At 70.9% G+C, this 16649-nt stretch carries 17 protein-coding genes; 8 read left to right on the top strand and 9 right to left on the bottom strand.

The window, feature by feature from the left end; all coding sequences use genetic code 11:
• The first annotated feature begins 89 nt into the window (after positions 1-89).
• The 7 genes from N8I84_RS17520 to N8I84_RS17490 all read left to right on the top strand — a co-directional run bounded on the left by N8I84_RS17520 (position 90) and on the right by N8I84_RS17490 (position 6697).
• On the top strand, positions 90-2327 hold the full coding sequence (locus N8I84_RS17520; RefSeq protein ID WP_263230409.1) for an MMPL family transporter: 2238 nt from the start codon (positions 90-92) through the stop codon (positions 2325-2327).
• Between the two features lie 98 nt (positions 2328-2425).
• The gene (locus tag N8I84_RS17515; protein ID WP_263230408.1) at positions 2426-2971 is read left to right on the top strand and encodes a YbaK/EbsC family protein; all 546 of its coding nucleotides are present in this window, start codon (positions 2426-2428) and stop codon (positions 2969-2971) included.
• Positions 2968-3813: a DMT family transporter gene (locus N8I84_RS17510; protein WP_263234795.1), complete on the top strand. Its 846-nt coding sequence runs from the start codon at positions 2968-2970 to the stop codon at positions 3811-3813. The genes N8I84_RS17515 and N8I84_RS17510 overlap by 4 nt, the downstream gene beginning before the upstream one ends.
• A 43-nt stretch (positions 3814-3856) precedes the next feature.
• The gene (locus N8I84_RS17505; protein ID WP_263230407.1) at positions 3857-4396 is read left to right on the top strand and encodes a hypothetical protein; all 540 of its coding nucleotides are present in this window, start codon (positions 3857-3859) and stop codon (positions 4394-4396) included.
• Between the two features lie 36 nt (positions 4397-4432).
• On the top strand, positions 4433-5206 hold the full coding sequence (locus N8I84_RS17500) for an enoyl-CoA hydratase-related protein (RefSeq protein ID WP_263230406.1): 774 nt from the start codon (positions 4433-4435) through the stop codon (positions 5204-5206).
• 229 nt (positions 5207-5435) lie between these two features.
• A complete protein-coding gene (locus tag N8I84_RS17495) occupies positions 5436-6326 on the top strand; it encodes an NAD(P)-dependent oxidoreductase (RefSeq protein ID WP_263230405.1) in 891 nt (296 codons plus the stop codon).
• 95 nt (positions 6327-6421) lie between these two features.
• Positions 6422-6697, top strand: a complete 276-nt coding sequence (locus N8I84_RS17490; RefSeq protein ID WP_263230404.1) for a DUF1876 domain-containing protein — start codon at positions 6422-6424, stop codon at positions 6695-6697.
• Positions 6698-6791: 94 nt separating this feature from the next.
• Here the strand turns inward: N8I84_RS17490 and N8I84_RS17485 are convergent, their stop codons facing one another.
• The 6 genes from N8I84_RS17485 to N8I84_RS17460 all read right to left on the bottom strand — a co-directional run bounded on the left by N8I84_RS17485 (position 6792) and on the right by N8I84_RS17460 (position 11597).
• Positions 6792-7949: a serine hydrolase domain-containing protein gene (locus tag N8I84_RS17485; protein WP_263230403.1), complete on the bottom strand. Its 1158-nt coding sequence runs from the start codon at positions 7947-7949 to the stop codon at positions 6792-6794.
• A gap of 87 nt (positions 7950-8036) precedes the next feature.
• Positions 8037-8483, bottom strand: a complete 447-nt coding sequence (locus N8I84_RS17480; protein WP_263230402.1) for an organic hydroperoxide resistance protein — start codon at positions 8481-8483, stop codon at positions 8037-8039.
• A gap of 106 nt (positions 8484-8589) precedes the next feature.
• Positions 8590-9051 (bottom strand): MarR family winged helix-turn-helix transcriptional regulator, encoded by a 462-nt coding sequence (locus N8I84_RS17475; RefSeq protein ID WP_313884266.1) that lies wholly within the window; start codon positions 9049-9051, stop codon positions 8590-8592.
• Positions 9048-9806 carry an energy-coupling factor ABC transporter ATP-binding protein gene (locus N8I84_RS17470; RefSeq protein WP_263230401.1) on the bottom strand — a complete coding sequence of 253 codons (759 nt, stop codon included), beginning with the start codon at positions 9804-9806 and terminating at the stop codon, positions 9048-9050. Before N8I84_RS17470 ends, N8I84_RS17475 begins: the two co-directional genes overlap by 4 nt.
• Positions 9794-10555 (bottom strand): cobalt ECF transporter T component CbiQ, encoded by a 762-nt coding sequence (cbiQ, locus tag N8I84_RS17465; RefSeq protein WP_263230400.1) that lies wholly within the window; start codon positions 10553-10555, stop codon positions 9794-9796. The genes N8I84_RS17470 and cbiQ overlap by 13 nt, the downstream gene beginning before the upstream one ends.
• A gap of 1 nt (position 10556) precedes the next feature.
• Positions 10557-11597 (bottom strand): energy-coupling factor ABC transporter permease, encoded by a 1041-nt coding sequence (locus N8I84_RS17460; protein ID WP_263230399.1) that lies wholly within the window; start codon positions 11595-11597, stop codon positions 10557-10559.
• A 186-nt stretch (positions 11598-11783) separates the two neighbouring features.
• Between N8I84_RS17460 and N8I84_RS17455 the strand changes: the two genes are divergently transcribed.
• A complete protein-coding gene (locus tag N8I84_RS17455; RefSeq protein ID WP_263230398.1) occupies positions 11784-12128 on the top strand; it encodes an SsgA family sporulation/cell division regulator in 345 nt (114 codons plus the stop codon).
• 100 nt (positions 12129-12228) lie between these two features.
• Here the strand turns inward: N8I84_RS17455 and N8I84_RS17450 are convergent, their stop codons facing one another.
• From N8I84_RS17450 to N8I84_RS17440, 3 genes are all read right to left on the bottom strand, one after another.
• Entirely contained in the window at positions 12229-13899 is a 1671-nt protein-coding gene (locus N8I84_RS17450) for a penicillin-binding transpeptidase domain-containing protein (RefSeq protein ID WP_263230397.1), read from the bottom strand.
• 94 nt (positions 13900-13993) lie between these two features.
• Positions 13994-15622, bottom strand: a complete 1629-nt coding sequence (locus tag N8I84_RS17445) for a penicillin-binding transpeptidase domain-containing protein (RefSeq protein WP_263230396.1) — start codon at positions 15620-15622, stop codon at positions 13994-13996.
• Positions 15623-16038: 416 nt separating this feature from the next.
• Positions 16039-16566: a restriction endonuclease gene (locus N8I84_RS17440; RefSeq protein ID WP_390898907.1), complete on the bottom strand. Its 528-nt coding sequence runs from the start codon at positions 16564-16566 to the stop codon at positions 16039-16041.
• Positions 16567-16649: the final 83 nt, after the last annotated feature.

The raw sequence follows: 16649 nt of genomic DNA, 5'->3' as shown, positions 1-16649 counted from the left end.
AGCTAGCCCCCACCTGACGTCACCGCTCACGTCGTCGGGCTGATCACCCATGCCCTGAAAACCCCACGACTGACCGGGAGTACGCCCTCGTGGCCACTTTTCTCTACAGACTCGGCCGTCTCGCCTTCCGGCGACGGCACTTCGTCGCCCTGATCTGGGTGGCGCTGCTGACGCTCGCGGGCGTCGGCGCCGCCGGCGCCCCGGCGGCGGGCTCCTCCTCCTTCTCCATCCCCGGCACCGAGGCCCAGAAGGCCTTCGACCTGCTCGAACAGCGCTTCCCGGGGATGAGCGCCGACGGTGCGACCGCCCGTGTCGTCTTCAAGGCGCCCGGCGGGGAGAAGGTGACGGCCAAGGACAACAAGGCGGTCGTCGAGAAGACCGTCAGGGAACTGCGCTCGGGTTCCGAAGTGGTGTCCGTCGCCGACCCGTTCACCGCGCACGCCGTCAGCAGGAACGGCACGATCGCGTACGCGCAGGTGAAGTACAAGGTCTCCGGGATGGAGCTGAAGGACTCCTCCAAGGACGCCCTGAATCAGGCCGCGCAGGACGCGCGGGGCGCCGGGCTGACCGTCGAGATCGGCGGTGACGCGCTGCAGGCCGCACCGGAGACGGGCGCGACAGAGGTCATCGGCATCGCGGTCGCCGCGGTCGTCCTCGTCATCACCTTCGGTTCGCTGGTGGCGGCCGGGCTGCCGCTGCTCACGGCCCTGATCGGCGTCGGCATCGGCGTCTCCTCGATCACGGCGCTGGCGAACGCCCTGGACCTCGGCACCACGACCTCCACGCTGGCCATGATGATCGGCCTCGCGGTCGGCATCGACTACGCGCTGTTCATCGTCTCCCGCTACCGGGCGGAGTTGGCCGAGGGCCGTGAGCGCGAGGAGGCGGCGGGCCGGGCGGTCGGCACGGCGGGTTCGGCGGTGGTCTTCGCGGGGCTGACCGTGGTGATCGCTCTGGTGGGCCTGTCGGTCGTGAACATCCCGATGCTGACGAAGATGGGTGTCGCGGCGGCCGGCACCGTGGCCATCGCGGTCCTGATCGCGCTGACGATGGTCCCGGCGCTGCTCGGCTACGCGGGCCGCAGGGTCAAGCCCGCGGGAGAGAAGAGCAGGCTGCTGGGCGGCGGCCGGGCCGCGGCCGGCACGAAGGACAAGCCCAACATGGGCACGCGCTGGGCGAGCTTCGTCGTCCGCCGCCCGGTCGCCGTCCTGCTGCTGGTTGTGATCGGCCTCGGTGCCGCGGCCGTTCCGGCATCCCGGCTGGAACTGGGTCTGCCGGACGACGGTTCCCAGCCGACGTCCACTACCCAGCGCCGGGCGTACGACCTGCTGTCGGAGGGCTTCGGGCCCGGCTTCAACGGGCCGCTGATGGTGGTGGTCGACGCCAAGGCGAGCGACGACCCGAAGGCGGCGGTCGCGACGGTGACCGACGACATCAAGGGCCTGAAGGACGTCACGACGGTCACGCCGGCGACGTACAACAAGGCGGGCGACACGGCGATGATCACGGTCGTCCCCGGCTCCAAGCCGTCCTCGGCGACCACCGAGGACCTGGTGCACGGCATCCGGGACACCGGCGCCGGGCTGGGGGCGAAGACGGACGCCAAGCTGCTGGTCACCGGCACGACGGCGATGAACATCGACTTCTCGCAGAAGCTCAACGACGCGCTGATCCCGTATCTGGCGCTGGTGGTCGGCCTCGCCTTCCTCCTCCTGATCGTGGTCTTCCGCTCGATCCTGGTCCCGCTGAAGGCGGCGCTCGGCTTCCTGCTCTCGGTGACGGCGGCGCTCGGTGCGGTGGTCGCGGTGTTCCAGTGGGGCTGGCTGTCCGGTCTGCTGGGCGTCCAGCAGACGGGCCCGATCATGTCGATGATGCCGATCTTCATGGTGGGCGTGGTGTTCGGCCTGGCGATGGACTACGAGGTCTTCCTCGTGACCCGTATGCGTGAGGCGTACGTCCACGGGGAGACCCCCGGCCAGGCGATCGTGACCGGCTTCCGGCACGGTGCGCGGGTGGTGACGGCGGCGGCCGTGATCATGATCGCGGTGTTCTCCGGTTTCATCGGCTCCAGCGAGTCGATGATCAAGATGATCGGCTTCGGCCTCGCGATCGCGGTGTTCTTCGACGCCTTCGTGGTCCGGATGGCGCTGGTTCCGGCGGTCCTGGCGCTGCTGGGCCGCCGGGCGTGGTGGCTGCCGAAGTGGCTGGACCGGGCACTGCCGAACGTGGACGTCGAGGGTGAGGGCCTGCGGGCGGCGGCCGACGCGGCCGATCGCCGGAACCCGGACGCGGATCCGGACCAGGACCGGGAGCTGGTACGGGTCTGAGCGACGGCTCCTGAACGAAAGCAGGGCGCCTCACCGGTGGGTGGGGCGCCCTGTAAGTCGCTCGCACGCGGCGGACACCCGCCGCTAGCGTGACGTCCATGACGACGACGCCCGCTGGAGAGTCCGGAGCCCATCCCCGTTTCGCCGCCGCCCTCGAGGAGCTGGGGCTCGGTGAACTGAGCACGCGCATCCGCCGCTTCCCGGACGCCACCCGTACCGCCGCCGAGGCCGCCGCCGCGATCGGGTGCGAGCTCAGCGAGATCTGCAAGTCGCTGGTCTTCGTGGCGTGGGGGTCCCCCCTGCTCGAGCGGAGCCGAGAGCTTGGGGGAGGGGAGCCGGTGCTCGTGCTCATGGACGGGGCATCGCGGGTGGACGTGGCGCGCGTCCGCGAGGAGCTCGGCGCCGAGAAGGTCACCCGGGCCAAGCCCGATGTCGTACGGGAGACCACCGGGTACGCGATCGGTGGCGTGCCGCCCTTCGGGCACCGTACGAGGACGCGGGTGCTCGCCGACCGTGCGCTGCTCGACCACGACACCGTGTGGGCCGCCGCCGGCACTCCCCACGCCGTGTTCCCGATGGACCCGAAGTCACTGATCGCCCATGCGGGCGGCACGCTGGTGGACGTGTGCGAGCAGACCTCGTGACGCCCGCCGTCGCCATGGCGGTGCTGCTCGCCGCCGTGACGCACGCCAGCTGGAACGCCATCGCCCACCGCATCACCGACAAGCTGGTCGGCTTCACTCTGATCTCGGGTGGCGGGGTGCTCATCGGACTCGCGATCGCCCTGTGCGCGGCGTTCCCGGCGGCCCGGGCATGGCCGTACCTTCTGGCCTCCGCGGTCATCCACATCGCCTACATGGCGCTGCTGATGCGCTCCTTCCGGCTGGGCGACTTCGGGCAGGCGTACCCCATCGCGCGCGGCACCGCGCCCCTGGTCGTCACCGTGCTCGCGGCGGTGTTCGCCCACGAGGTGCCGGACGGCTGGGCGGCGGCGGGCGTCGCCGTATCGTGCGCCGGGCTGACCGGGGTCGCGCTGTGGGGGCTGCGCGGGCGCCGGCCGAACTGGGCGGCCATCGGCGCCGCACTCGCCACCGGCCTGACGATCGCCGCGTACACCCTGGTGGACGGTCTGGGCGTACGGGCCTCGGGGTCCTCCCTCGGCTACGTCGCCTGGCTGTTGGCCGTGCAGGGGGTCGTCATCCCCGCGTACGCCTGGTACCGGTGGCGGGGCGAATTCACCGCGCGGCTCCGGCCGTTCGCGGCGCTCGGGCTGCTCGGCTCCGCGCTGTCCGTGGCGGCGTACGCCCTCGTGCTGTGGGCGCAGACCCGGGCGGAGCTGGCGCCCATCGCCGCCCTGCGGGAGTCCTCGATCATCGTCGGCGCGGCCATCGGTGCCGTCTTCTTCAAGGAGCGGTTCGGCGTTCCGCGGATCGCGGCGGCCGGGCTGGTGATGGTCGGGATCGGGCTGATGCTGCACGCCGGTTAGCCGAAGCGTCGGGCTCGGTACCCGTAGCCGACTGGGAGGTCCTGTGAGCACCAGCAAACCGTCGTGGTCCGAGCGTGAGCTGCCGGCGTTCTTCAGGCAATGGCGCACCGACTGGAAGGACGAGGAGCTCTCCCCGGAGAACTACCTCGACCTCGAGGGCGGCCTGCGCTTCGTCCTGGCCGCGGCCTGGCTGTTCTGCCCCGAGACGGTCCAGTACCGGGGCTGCGTGTTCCTCAAGGAGCGCTTCCGTCAGGACACTGTCGACAACTGGTTCACGAACCTGGGCGGCGATCGGAAACGCATCGAAGCAGTCACCAACCACGTCGAGTTGTGGGCCACTTTCGGCAACACCCCCTTGGCGGACGACGATCGGCTGGGCGAGGAACTGCCCCAACTCGCGCTGGCTCTGGGGGAGTGCTGGCAGGGAGTCCTGTCCGCGCGCCATCCCGACCGGGAGATCACCGTCGAGGTGAGCGACGAGGAGGACGGCTCGTACGGGCCGACGGTGACCTTCTGGACATCCCCGGCTCTCTCGAACTTCGGCTGGTACTGCAGGCCAATTCCTCCCGCGGGCCACGGTTGAGTTTTCCTCCGGCTGCGGGCGACGTAACGTCGGGGTATGGGCGAGTACGAACACATTCTGCTCAAGCGCGAGGGTGACACGGTCACCATCACCATGAACCGGGCCTCGCGGCGCAACTCTTTGTCCGCGGATCATCTCGCCGAGCTGCTGGCGGCTTTCCGCGAGACGGCGGAGTCCGACGCGTCCGGGGTCGTCCTGGCTGGTGCGGGGCCGGTGTTCTCCGCGGGGCACGACTTCGGCGACGTCGCCGTTCGGGATCTGGCCGGGGTCCGGGAGCTGCTGCAGCTGTGCACCGAGCTGATGCGCACCATCGAGTCCGTGCCGCAAGTGGTCATCGCCCGGGTGCATGGCCTGGCGACCGCCGCGGGCTGCCAGCTGGTGGCGTCCTGCGACCTGGCGGTGGCTGCGGAGTCGGCCGGTTTCGCGCTGCCCGGGGGCAAGGGCGGCTGGTTCTGCCACACCCCGGCGGTGCCGGTGGCCCGGGCGGTCGGCCGTAAGCGGTTGATGGAGCTTGCTCTGACCGGCGACGTCATCGACGCCGCCACCGCGCTCGACTGGGGACTGGTCAACCGGGTCGTGCCGGACACCCAACTCGACGAGGGGGTCGCCGGGCTGCTGGCCAGAGCGACACGGGGCAGTCGCGCGAGCAAGGCCCTGGGCAAGCAGATCTTGTACGCGCAGCTCGACCGCCCCGAGGCCGACGCCTACACGATTGCCCTCGAGGTGATGGCGGCTGCTTCCCAGACCCCTGCGGCCCGGGAGGGCATGGCCGCCTTCCTCGAGAAGCGCAAGCCGGACTGGACCGATTAGGACCTCGACCGGGCCGGCAGATCCAGGAAAGCCACCCCACCGACCCCGAGGCCGAAATCGCCTGTGGCCTCCGTCGTAGGAGTGGCTGCGACGGATGCCACGGCCGGCCGCCGGTCCGGCGGTCGGATGCGGAGTGATGCCGCACGCCGGGTGGGCGACGACGGAACGCTCGCCCGCTGGGGGAGCATGGGGAGCGCATCAGTCACCGTGGGATCAGGAAGTTGACGTCATGAAAGACAAGCTCACCGTGAGCGTCCTCGGTACCGGCATCATGGGCGCCGCGATGGCCCGCAACATCGCCCGCGCCGGACACACCGTCCGCGCCTGGAACCGCACCCGTGACAAGGCCGAGCCGCTCGCCGCCGACGGCGCGCAGGTCGCCGGCACCCCCGCCGAGGCGGTGCGGGATGCCGATGTCGTCCTGACCATGCTCTACGACGGCGCCACCGTCCTGCAGGTCATGCGGGAGGCCGCCGACGCCCTGCGCCCCGGCACCGCCTGGGTGCAGTCGACCACCGCCGGGATCGAGGCCACGGGCGAGCTGGCCGCCTTCGCCCGCGAGCACGGCCTGGCCTTCTACGACGCCCCCGTGCTCGGCACCCGCCAGCCCGCGGAGGCCGGGCAGCTGACCGTCCTCGCCGCCGGGCCCTCCGAGGGGCGGGAGACGGTGACGCCCGTCTTCGACGCCGTCGGCGCCCGCACGCTGTGGACCGGTCAGGACGGTGCGGCGGGCAGCGCCAGCTGTCTGAAGCTGGTGGCCAACAGCTGGGTCCTCGCCGCCACCGCCGCGACCGGCGAGGTACTGGCCCTGGCCAAGGCCCTGGACGTGGACCCGCAGAAGTTCTTCGACATCATCGCGGGCGGCCCGCTGGACATGGGCTACCTGCACGCCAAGGCCGGCCTCCTTCTGAACGGCACGCTGACCCCGGCCAGTTTCGCCGTGGCGACGGCCGAGAAGGACGCCCGCCTGATCGTCCGGGCCGGGGAGGAGCACGGCGTCCGCCTCGACGTGGCCGCCGCGACCGCCGAACGCCTCGCCCGCGCCGCCGCCCAGGGTCACGCCGACGAGGACATGGCCGCCGCGTACTTCGCCAGCTTCGACGAGAAGTCCGGTTCCTGAAGGCTCCCAAGGATTCCGAAGGTGCCCGCGCCGTGCATCGGGAGACGAGGAGGAGCACCCTGGAATCAGCGGTTCCGGAGGTGATCGTCATGTCTATGAACACCGCAGTCGGATGGCATGTGGAACTCGAATTCGAGGAGGACGATCAGCGGACGCGGGCGGCGGCGCTCGTCCGGCTCCCCGACGGCAAGGAGGTCCGGGCACGCGGGTACGCCAGCCGCCACCGCTCGGACTCGAATCAGCCGCGCGTCGGTGAGGAGATCGCGGGGGCCCGTGCGCTGAACGAGCTGGCGATGCAGCTGCTCACCAAGGCGCACGACGAGATCGACGAGGCGTCAGGGAGGACGTCGCATCCGCTGACGTTCCACTGACGCGCACAGTGAGATCGAACAGCGAGAGCGAGGAGTACCGATTTCGGCGGTGCCCGCACGTCGAGGCGTGCGGGCACCGCCGCGTCGTGCCCGGCTACGCCGGCGACGTCCGCACCGCCCGTACCAGCGCCTGTGCCCGCGGGTCCGCTGTCACGCTCTTGTGGAAGCCGTTCGTCACATACCCGAAGGCGATGCCCGACTCCGGGTCCGCGAAGCCCAGTGCGCCGCCGCGGCCCGGGTGCCCGAAGGAGCCGGGGGCGAGCAGCGGGGACGCGCTGCCATGGAGCATGTAGCCGAGCCCGAAGCGGGTGGGGACCACCAGCACGCGGTCCGGGCCCGAGGAGGCCTCCCGGCGGGCCAGTTCCACCGTCGCGGGGGAGAAGAGGCGTACGCCGTCCACCTCGCCGGTCAGCGCCGCGTAGAACCGGGCCAGCGCGTCGGCCGTCGCGATGCCGTTCGAGGCGGGCAGCACCGCCGCCCGGTAGGCGGGGTCGTTCTCGTCGGGCTGCGGGGTGATCGCCGCGAAGGCACGGCGGGTCAGGCTCTCCGGGTCCGCGTACGCGTCGGCGACCGCGCGCTTGGGGCGGGTCCGCAGGGCGCTTTCCCGGGCCGGGGCCTCGATGCGGCCGACGCGGCCCACCCGGTGCGCCTCCGCCTCCGGCAGGCCCACCCACAGGTCCAGGCCCAGCGGCCCGGCGATCTCGGTGGCGATCCACTCGCCGATCGAACGGCCCGTGGCCCGCCGGACCAGCTCACTTGTCAGCCAGCTGTACGTCTGTGCGTGGTAGCCGTGGTCCGTGCCCGGCTCCCAGACGGGGGTCTGCCCGGCCAGCACCGTGGCCGCCAGGTCGGGGTCGGCTGCCTCGGCCGGTGTGAGCGGGCGGTCCAGGACCGGCACACCCGCCCGGTGCGCCAGGACGTGGCGCACCGTCGTGTGCTCCTTGCCCTGCGCCTTGTACTCGGGCCAGAGGTGTCCGACCGGGGCGTCCAGGTCCAGCTCCCCGCGCTCGGCCAGCATCAGCGGCACGGCCGCCGCGACGCCCTTGGTCGCCGAGCGCACGATCTGCGCCGTCTCCCGCTGCCAGGGCGCCGTGCCGTCGACGTCCTTCGTGCCGCCCCACAGGTCCACGACCTTGCGCCCGTCCCGGTAGACGGCGACGGCCGCCCCGCGTTCGCCGAGCGCCTCGAAGTTCCGTACGAACGCCTCCCTGACCGGCTCGAAGCCCTCGGCCACAGTGCCGTTCACGTCCACGTCCGCACTCCCGTCCCGCTCTCGATTGTGGATCGCCTGCGACTATGGGCGTAACGCGTGCCTGGAGCCTGCGATTCCTGGGGTTCCTCAGCCCAGCACAATCGTTACATCGATGTTCCCGCGGGTGGCGTTCGAGTAGGGGCACACCTCGTGGGCCGCCTCCACGAGCCGGGCCGCGACCTCCTGGTCGAGCACGGGCAGCGAGACGCTCAGGGCGACCGCGAGGCCGTAGCCGCGCTGCCTGTTGGGACCGATGCCGACCTTGGCGGCCACGGTCGAGCCGGTCAGGTCGTACCCCTCGCGGTTGCCGACGAGGATCAGCGCGTTGTGGAAGCAGGAGCTGTAGCCGGCCGCGAACAGCTGCTCGGGGTTGGTGCCGCTGCCGTCGCCGCCCAGCTCCGGCGGCATCGCCACCTTCAGCGCGATGTGGCCGTCCTGGCTGGTCACGTACCCGTCCCGGCCGCCGTGCGCGGTGGCCTCGGCGACATACATGATCTTCGTCGGACGGGTGTCGACAGCGGTGCCGTCAGACATGGTCGGCCTCCCCCAGAACAAGTGTGCGCAAGTACATCGCGCACAAGGTACCGGCTGGTAGGTAGACCGCCGTTACCAGGGGGTGGCAACCGTGGGTAATCCGAGATCAGCGGGTGCGGGCCGCCGCGGCCTCCGCCCTCTCCGCCAGGCGCAACAGCTCCTCGCGCAGCCGCGCCATCCCCGGGCCGTCGAGCCCCGTCGCCGTGAGCAGGGCACCGGGCACGCGCGCCGCGCGCTCCCGCAGCTCCTCCCCGCGCGCGGTGACCGCGACGAGCACCGACCGCTCGTCCCGCGCCGACCGCTCACGCCGGACCAGGCCCGCCGCCTGAAGGCGCTTGAGCAGCGGGGAGACGGTGCCGTAGTCGAGGCGCAGGGCGGCCGCCAGCTCCTTGACCGTCGTCTCGCCGCGCTCCCACAGGACCAGCAGGACGAGGTACTGCGGGTAGGTGAGACCGAGGTCCTCCAGGAGCGGGCGGTACGCGGCCGTCACCGCCCGCTGGGCGGCGTACAGCGCGAAGCACAGCTGGTCGTCCAGGAGCAGCGAGCCGTCCATCTCCTCGTTCGTCACGCGCCCATTGTCACGGACCGCGGATCGAAGCCGAAGGGCAGTTCCAGGCGGTGGGCGCGCATCAGCTCGTCGTCGGCGAGCAGGTCGGCGGTCTTGCCGTCCGCCGCGATCACACCGTCGCTCAGGATCAGGGAGCGGGGGCACAACTCCAGGGCGTACGGCAGGTCGTGCGTGACCATGAGCACCGTCACGTCCAACGACCTGAGGATGTCGGCGAGTTCGCGGCGCGAGGCCGGGTCGAGGTTGGAGGACGGCTCGTCCAGGACCAGGATCTCCGGCTCCATGGCGAGGACGGTCGCCACGGCGACCCGGCGGCGCTGACCGAAGGAGAGGTGGTGCGGCGGGCGGTCCTTGAACTCCGCCATGCCGACCCGCTCGAGGGCGCGGTCCACGCGCTCCTGAAGTTCCGCGCCCTTCAGCCCGGCCGCGGCCGGTCCGAACGCGACGTCCTCACGGACCGTCGGCATGAACAACTGGTCGTCCGGGTCCTGGAAGACGATCCCGACCCGGCGGCGGATCTCCGCCATGTGCCGCTTGTCGACCGGCAGTCCGGCGACCTTCACCGTGCCCGTGCCGCCGGTCAGGATGCCGTTGAGGTGCAGCACGAGCGTGGTCTTCCCGGCGCCGTTCGGCCCGAGCAGCGCGACCCGTTCGCCGCGCTCGATGCGGAGGTCCACGCCGAACAGGGCCTGGTGGCCGTCCGGGTAGGCGAAGGCCAGCCCGGCCACTTCGAGTGAAGGTGTCACAGCATCCATCCCAGCAGGCAGACGACGAGGGCGGCGAAAGGCAGGGCGAGGGCGTACGACCACTGCGTACGGGACGCGGTCACCTCGTCGATGACCGGCATCGAACCGGAGTAGCCCCGGCTGACCATGGCCAGGTGCACGCGCTCGCCCCGTTCGTAGGAGCGGATGAACAGCGCGCCCGCCGACTTCGCGAGCACGCCCCAGTGGCGGACGCCGCGCGCCTCGAAGCCCCGCGACTCCCGCGCGATCCGCATCCGCCGCATCTCGTCGGTGATGACGTCGCCGTAGCGGATCATGAAGGAGGCGATCTGCACCAGCAGGGGCGGGAGCTTCAGGCGCTGCAGGCCGAGGAGCAGTTCGCGCAGCTCGGTTGTGGCGGCGAGCAGGACGGAGGCGGCGACGCCGAGGGTGCCCTTGGCGAGGACGTTCCACGCGCCCCACAGGCCGTTCACGCTCAGCGAGAGCCCGAGGACCTCGACGCGCTCGCCCTCGGCCACGAACGGCATCAGCACGGCGAAGGCGACGAACGGGACCTCGATCAGCAGCCGCCTCAGCAGGAAACCGGCGGGCACGCGGGCCGCGTACGCGACGAGGGCGAGGAGGCCGGCGTACAGCGCGAACGCCCACATCGCCTCGCGCGGGGTGGAGACCACGACCACCACGAACGCGAACGCGGCGGCGAGCTTGGTGTGCGGCGGCAGGGCGTGCACGGGGGAGTGCCCGTGACGGTACAGCCGATGGGCATGGCCGGCGCCCATGTCAGCTCGCCTGCGACGGCTCGGCCGTCCGCCGCCTGCGGACGGTCCAGAAGACCGCGCTGCCCGCGACCACGGTGACCCCGACGCCGATCACTCCCGCGAGACCGCCGGAGAGGCGGGCGTCGGCGATGTCCTTGACGCCGTAGTCGGCGAGCGGGGAGTCGGCCGCCGCGTGCGGTTCGGTCCTCCGGTCGATGCCCTGGTCCTTGGCGACCTTCTCCAGACCGTCCGGGCTTGCGGAGGCGTAGAAGCTGACGAAGCCGGCGAGGAGGAGAGAGACGACCAGGCCGGTGGCCCACAGCTTGCGGTGGTGTGAGAGGGCGGCCGCCGGGACGCCGGGCTCGGCGGCGGGCGCGTCGACCAGCTGACCGTTGACCCGCAGCTTGAGCTTCCGCTCCAGGCCCCGCGCGCCGTACACCAGGTCGGGTCGTACGGCGATGACGGCGCCGACCGTGAGCGCGGTGATCGTGGCCTCGCCGATGCCGATGAGCACGTGGACGCCGATCATCGCGGTGGCGACCTTGGGGATGGCCACGTCGGTCGTACCGCCCACGGCGTAGATCAGCGTGAAGGCGACCGCGGCGGCCGGCACCGACACCAGCGCGGCGACGAAGGAGGCGACGGTGACCGAGCGCCGCCTGCGCGGCAGCACCTTCACCAGGCCGCGGAAGACGGCGTACGACACGACGGTCGTCACGACCGCCATGTCGGTGATGTTCACGCCGAGCGCGGTCAGACCGCCGTCCGCGAAGAGGATGCCCTGCATGAGCAGGACGACCGAGACGCACAGGACCCCGGTGCAGGGTCCGACGAGTATCGCGGCCAGCGCGCCGCCCAGCAGATGCCCGCTGGTGCCCGCGGCGACGGGGAAGTTCAGCATCTGGACCGCGAAGATGAACGCGGCCACCAGGCCGGCCAGCGGGGCGGTGCGCTCGTCGAGCTCACGCCGGGCGCCTTTCAGGCTGACGGCAAGGGCGCCGGCGGCGAGGACACCGGTCGCGGCGGAGGTGGGGGCGTCGATGAATCCGTCCGGGACATGCACCGTTCGAGGATAGCGGCTTATTGCGACCTTTTTGCAAGAGCTTGCGTGTCGTAGAAGGCGCATTGGAGGCGCGCACTGTGGCAAGCGACACTCGCATCGGAGGCCCGTGGCGCCCATATGCGCGACATTGGATGGGTAGCGGATTCACAGCTTCTGCTTGGGTGACGCAGCGTGAGGAGTGGTCCGATGTCCGTGGTGGAACAGTACGCGCGAGCCCATGTCGTCACCGACTCCCCGGAAACTCCTGACGCCGTCCCCGTCGTCCTGCGCTACGACCCGGACGCCGACCCCCGCTCGGTGCGCATCGGCCTGCCCGGCCCGCACGAGTGGGCCTTCTCCCGGGACCTCCTGGAGCAGGGCCTGAACGCTCCGGCGGGGACGGGCGAGGTCCGCATCTGGCCGTGCGGCCGGGTTCAGGCCGTGATGGAGTTCCATTCGCCGCAGGGCGTGGAAGTGGTGCAGTTCGAGTCGAAGGCCCTGATGCGGTTCCTGCGCCGGACGTACACGGTGGGGGCGGGGCCGGGGCGGTAGGGCGTCCGCCTGCGGGGCCGGGGCGGTAGGGCGTCCGTCCGCGGGATCGGCTTCCCGCCCGGCGGGACAGTCCGGCTGGGGACGGCTCCCGCGCCTGGGCTCAGCCCCCCATGCGCAGGAGCGCCGCCACGATCGGGCCCGCCGTGTCGCCGCCGTGGCCGCCTGCCTGGACCACGCCCGCAGCGGCAAGGTCGCCCTTGTAGGCCGTGAACCAGCCGTTCGGCTTCTTCTGGCCGTCGACCTCCGCCGAACCCGTCTTCGCGCCGGCGTCCGGGCCCAGCCCCGCCATCGCCTTGGCGGCCGTGCCGTACGCCGCCGTGTACTGCATGACCTCCTTCAGCTCGGACTGGGTCTTCGCGGACATGGTGCGCGAGGCCTTCGCGAGCGTCCGGTCGTCCACCGTCGGGGCCACCAGGTACGGCTGATGGAAGACGCCGGTCTCCACCGTCGAGGCCACCGACGCCATGTTCAGCGGGTTCATGCGCACCCCGCCCTGTCCGATCAGTGAGGCGCCCATCTGCGCGCCGCTCTGCACCGGGATCGAGCCGTCGAAGGTGGGGACGCCGATGGACCAGTTGTCCAGGCCGAGGCCATAGACCTGCTGGGCCTCCTCGGTCAGGTCGCTGTTGGACAGCTTCGGCGCGAAGTTGATGAAGGCGTTGTTGCAGGAGGCCGCGAAGCTCAGCTTGAACGAGCCCTGCTTGATCTCGGAGTCGTCGTCATTGTGGAACGTCCAGCCGGCCAGCTTGTACGTCTTGGGGCAGGGGTGCGACGCCGCGGGGCTGACGAGCCCCTTCTCGAAGAGCATCGTCGACGTGATGATCTTCATCGTGGAGCCGGGGGCCAGCGAGCCCTGGAAGGCGACGTTGAAGCCGTGGCTGGTGTTGGCGACGGCGAGGATCTCGCCGGTCGACGGGCGCATGACGACGACCGAGGCGTTCGCCTGCTTGGCGACCTGCTGCTCGGCAGCCGCCTGGAGCGTGGGGCTCAGCGTCGTCTTCAGCGTGCCCGGCGTGCCCTCGCTCAGCGTCGCCAGCGTCTTGTCGGGCGTCTTCTCCTTGCCCTTCGCCGCCGCCTTGCGCACGATCCGCAGCTCGATGCCCGCCTTGCCGCCGGCTTTCTTGCCGTACTTCTCGCGCAGGCCGTCCAGCACCGTGCCCAGCGACGGGTACTTGGCCACGGTGATCTCGCCACCGTCGCGGTCGGTCGCCTTGACCGGGGGTGTGCCCGCCTCGCCGGTCACCAGGCGGTCGCCTTCCGTCAGGTCCGGGTGCACCACCGACGGCTGCCATCGCACCAGCGGCACGCCGTCGTTCTCGCGCCGCACGACGGTCAGCTTCGAGTCGTACGTGAACGGCTTGCTCACGCCCTTGTACGACACCGTGGCCTTGACGGAGAACGGGACCGTCGCCCCGGTGGGGGTGCCGGGAGTCAGCGTGACGCCCGTGATGTGCGCGTCCTTGCGGTAGCCGGTCAGCGCCGCGTTCGCGGCGGCCGAGTCGTCCGTGGCACCCGCCGCCTTCGCCGCGTCGCCCCGCTGCCAGGCCGTGAGGAACGCGGTGGCCGCCGTACGGACCTCGGAGGCGGACGGCGGTCCGATCCTCACGAGCTTCCGGTGGCCCGAGGCCGCGTTGCGGTCGTCGGCCGCCGCGCCGCCGCCGAGCAGGCTGTAGGCGCCGACGGCGCCGCCCAGCCCGACGACGGCGATCAGCCCGCCGATCACCAGCGGCCGGCTGTTGTTGCGCCCGGCGACGCGCCTTCTCTTGCCCACAGCTCCCGGTCCTCCGCAGTCCCCAGGTCCCCCAGTACCCTCACAGTCCTCAACGAGAACAACACACTAGAGTCCCGCAGTGACACGGGTGACTTCAGCTGCCCGTTCGTAGCACAGCTGCGACAATAGGACCGGCCGCGTCGCCGCCGTGCCCGCCCTCCTGGGTCATGGCCGCCGCCGCGATGTCGCCCCGGTAGCCGGTGAACCAGCTGTTGGACTTCGCCTGCCCGTCGACCTCCGCGGACCCGGTCTTCGCGCCGATGTCACCGCTGAGCCCCGCCATCACGTGCGCGGCGGTGCCCTGGGTCGCCGTCAGCCGCATCATCGCCCGCAGCTGCGCGACCGTGCTCGCGGACAGCCCCTTGGCGGTGGCCAGTTCACGGTGGTCGAGGTCGGGGGAGACCAGGTACGGCTGCCGGAACGTGCCCGTGATCGCGGTCGCCGTGACCGACGCCATGTTCAGCGGGCTCATCTGGACCTGGCCCTGGCCGATCATGTTGGCCGCCGTGTCCGGGCCGCCGGAGGCGGGCACCGAGCCGTCGAAGGAGACGATGCCGGTCTTCCAGTTGTCCTGCCCGAGCCCGAAGCGGTCCTCGGCCTCCCTGGTGAGCGAGTCGACCTTCACCTCGTCCGCGTACTTCACGAACGCCGTGTTGCACGACCGCATGAAGCTGTTCGCCAGTGTGGCCCCGTCGTTGGGGACCAGGCCCTGGAGGTTGTGGAAGGTCTGGCTCTGCCAAGTGGCCGTCGGCGGGCAGGGCGCGGGGCCGTTCATGGTGGTGATGCCGTTGTCGATGAGCGTCGCCGCACTGATGATCTTCATGGTGGATCCCGGGGCGAGCCGCCCCTCGAACGCCGCGTTGAACTCGTCCCGGCGGTGGTTGGCGACCGCCAGCACCTCCCCGGTGCTCGGCTTGACCGCCACCACCGACGACTCGGCGTAGTTCTGCACCGCCCGCTCGGCGGCGGCCTGCACGGTGGCGCTGAGCGTGGTGTGGAGCTTGCCGGGCTTGCCCTCGACGAGCGTCAGCAGGGTCTTGCCGGGCGTGTTGGCATCGGCACGCTGGACGGACAGCTCGATGCCGGGGGTGCCCCCGGCCGTGTCGCCGTACTTCTCGCGCAGGGCGTCCAGGATCGGCCCGAGGGAGGGGTACCTGTCCTTCGTCAGCACCGCCCCGTTGCGGTCCACCGCCTCGATCGGCGGGGCCTTGGCCTCCCCGGTGACGAGCGTGTCGCCCTTCTGCAGGTCCGGATGGACGAGGGACGGCTGCCAGTCGACCAGCGCCCGCCCGGTGGTCACGCCGCGCACGACGGTCAGCCTGCTGTTGTAGGCGAGCGGCTTGGACTTCCCCTCGTAGGACACGGTCGCCTTCACGGAGAACGGCACGGTGTCCCCGCTGGGCGCGCCCGGCGTGATGTGCACGCCGGTGATGTGCGCACCGGACCCGTAGGCGCCGAGCAGCTGCCCCGCGGCGTCGGCGTTGTTCGTGTAAGAGGCCGCGGTGGCCGCGTCGCCCTTCTCCCAGGCGGCGAAGAACTTGCCGGTCGCCTCCTTGACCTCACCGGCCGACGGCGGCCCGGTCTTCACCTGCGCTGCCCCCTGGGGTCCGCCCCCGGAACTCTCGTTCAACGCGCTCAGCACGTTGTAGGCGCCGTATCCGGCCCCCGAGACCATCACCGCGAACACCCCGCTCACGATGACGACCTTGACCCCCTTGCGCATGGCACGCAGCCCCTCCCCGTAGGCCTTGCACTGTAGGCAGGCCGAGGGGCGGTTGGGAGCTGTGTGGTCGTTCGTTGTCGAAGAGTGATCAGAAATATGACCTGAACTCACATATCCAGCCACATACGTGAATGCCGGAGACGTGACGGGGGGCGGCCCCGCCGCCCCCGCCGCCCGGCAACGAGGACGAGGGCGCGGCCGCCGCCGCGCCCTCGTCGTGTGTCCGCGCGACTAGACCCAGGTGTCCAGCCACATCCGCGACCGCCAGGAGTCGATCGGGATCGCCGTGCCCGTGTAGATGGGCCAGAAGTAGATGAAGTGCTCCCGCGGGGACTCGTGAGCTACCTGACCTGCGCGTTCGTGACGTCCGAGAGCCGGAATCACCTCCGTGGGCCGTCTCGGGGCCGTGATCATGATTAGTTGAACGCGTCGTCATCCATTCGCTGCCAGGGCGTAGGCCCAGCGCCCGTGGTCCATGCCGCAAGATCATGCTGGTCGAACAGCAGGATTTTCTGCCTCGCCGCGTACTCGATTGCTGGCGTTGTGAACACATTTGTGGTCACGACGACGGCGATGTCTGCGCGATGGATGCTGAAGCAGGTACCGCCGAAGCGCTGCAAGTCCTGGGAGCCGACCCTGCTGCTCGGTCCATAGCGCTTGCACTGGATGATCAGGCGGCGACCGTCGGGAGCAGTTGCGACCACATCGGCTCCGAGATCACCGGATCCTCCAGCGGCATGAGCATCCCGGCACCCATCCCTCATGCAGAGGCGGGCGATCGCCTCCTCGAACGCTCTGGCGTTCATTTCCTGGTAGGAGACGGGGGCTAGGGGATCGAATGCGTCGTCCCAAACAACGGGGAGGTCGTCGCGGGCCCTTCTTCGTCTAGGCCACCTACGTCGGGTGAGAGCGACTAGCCAAGTACCCGCGATGAGCAGGGTCAAGAAGAACTGCGTAGCCCCTCGCGCAACCTGACCTTGCTGCCAGCCGAAGATACCGGCTACCCCTGACAGCAGGAGCAAGAGGC

It is taken from the genome of Streptomyces cynarae, from assembly GCF_025642135.1.
GTDB classification, from domain to species: Bacteria; Actinomycetota; Actinomycetes; order Streptomycetales; family Streptomycetaceae; genus Streptomyces; species Streptomyces cynarae.
Note: the sequence above shows the minus strand (reverse complement) of the source record. Positions and strands in the feature narration are given on the sequence as shown.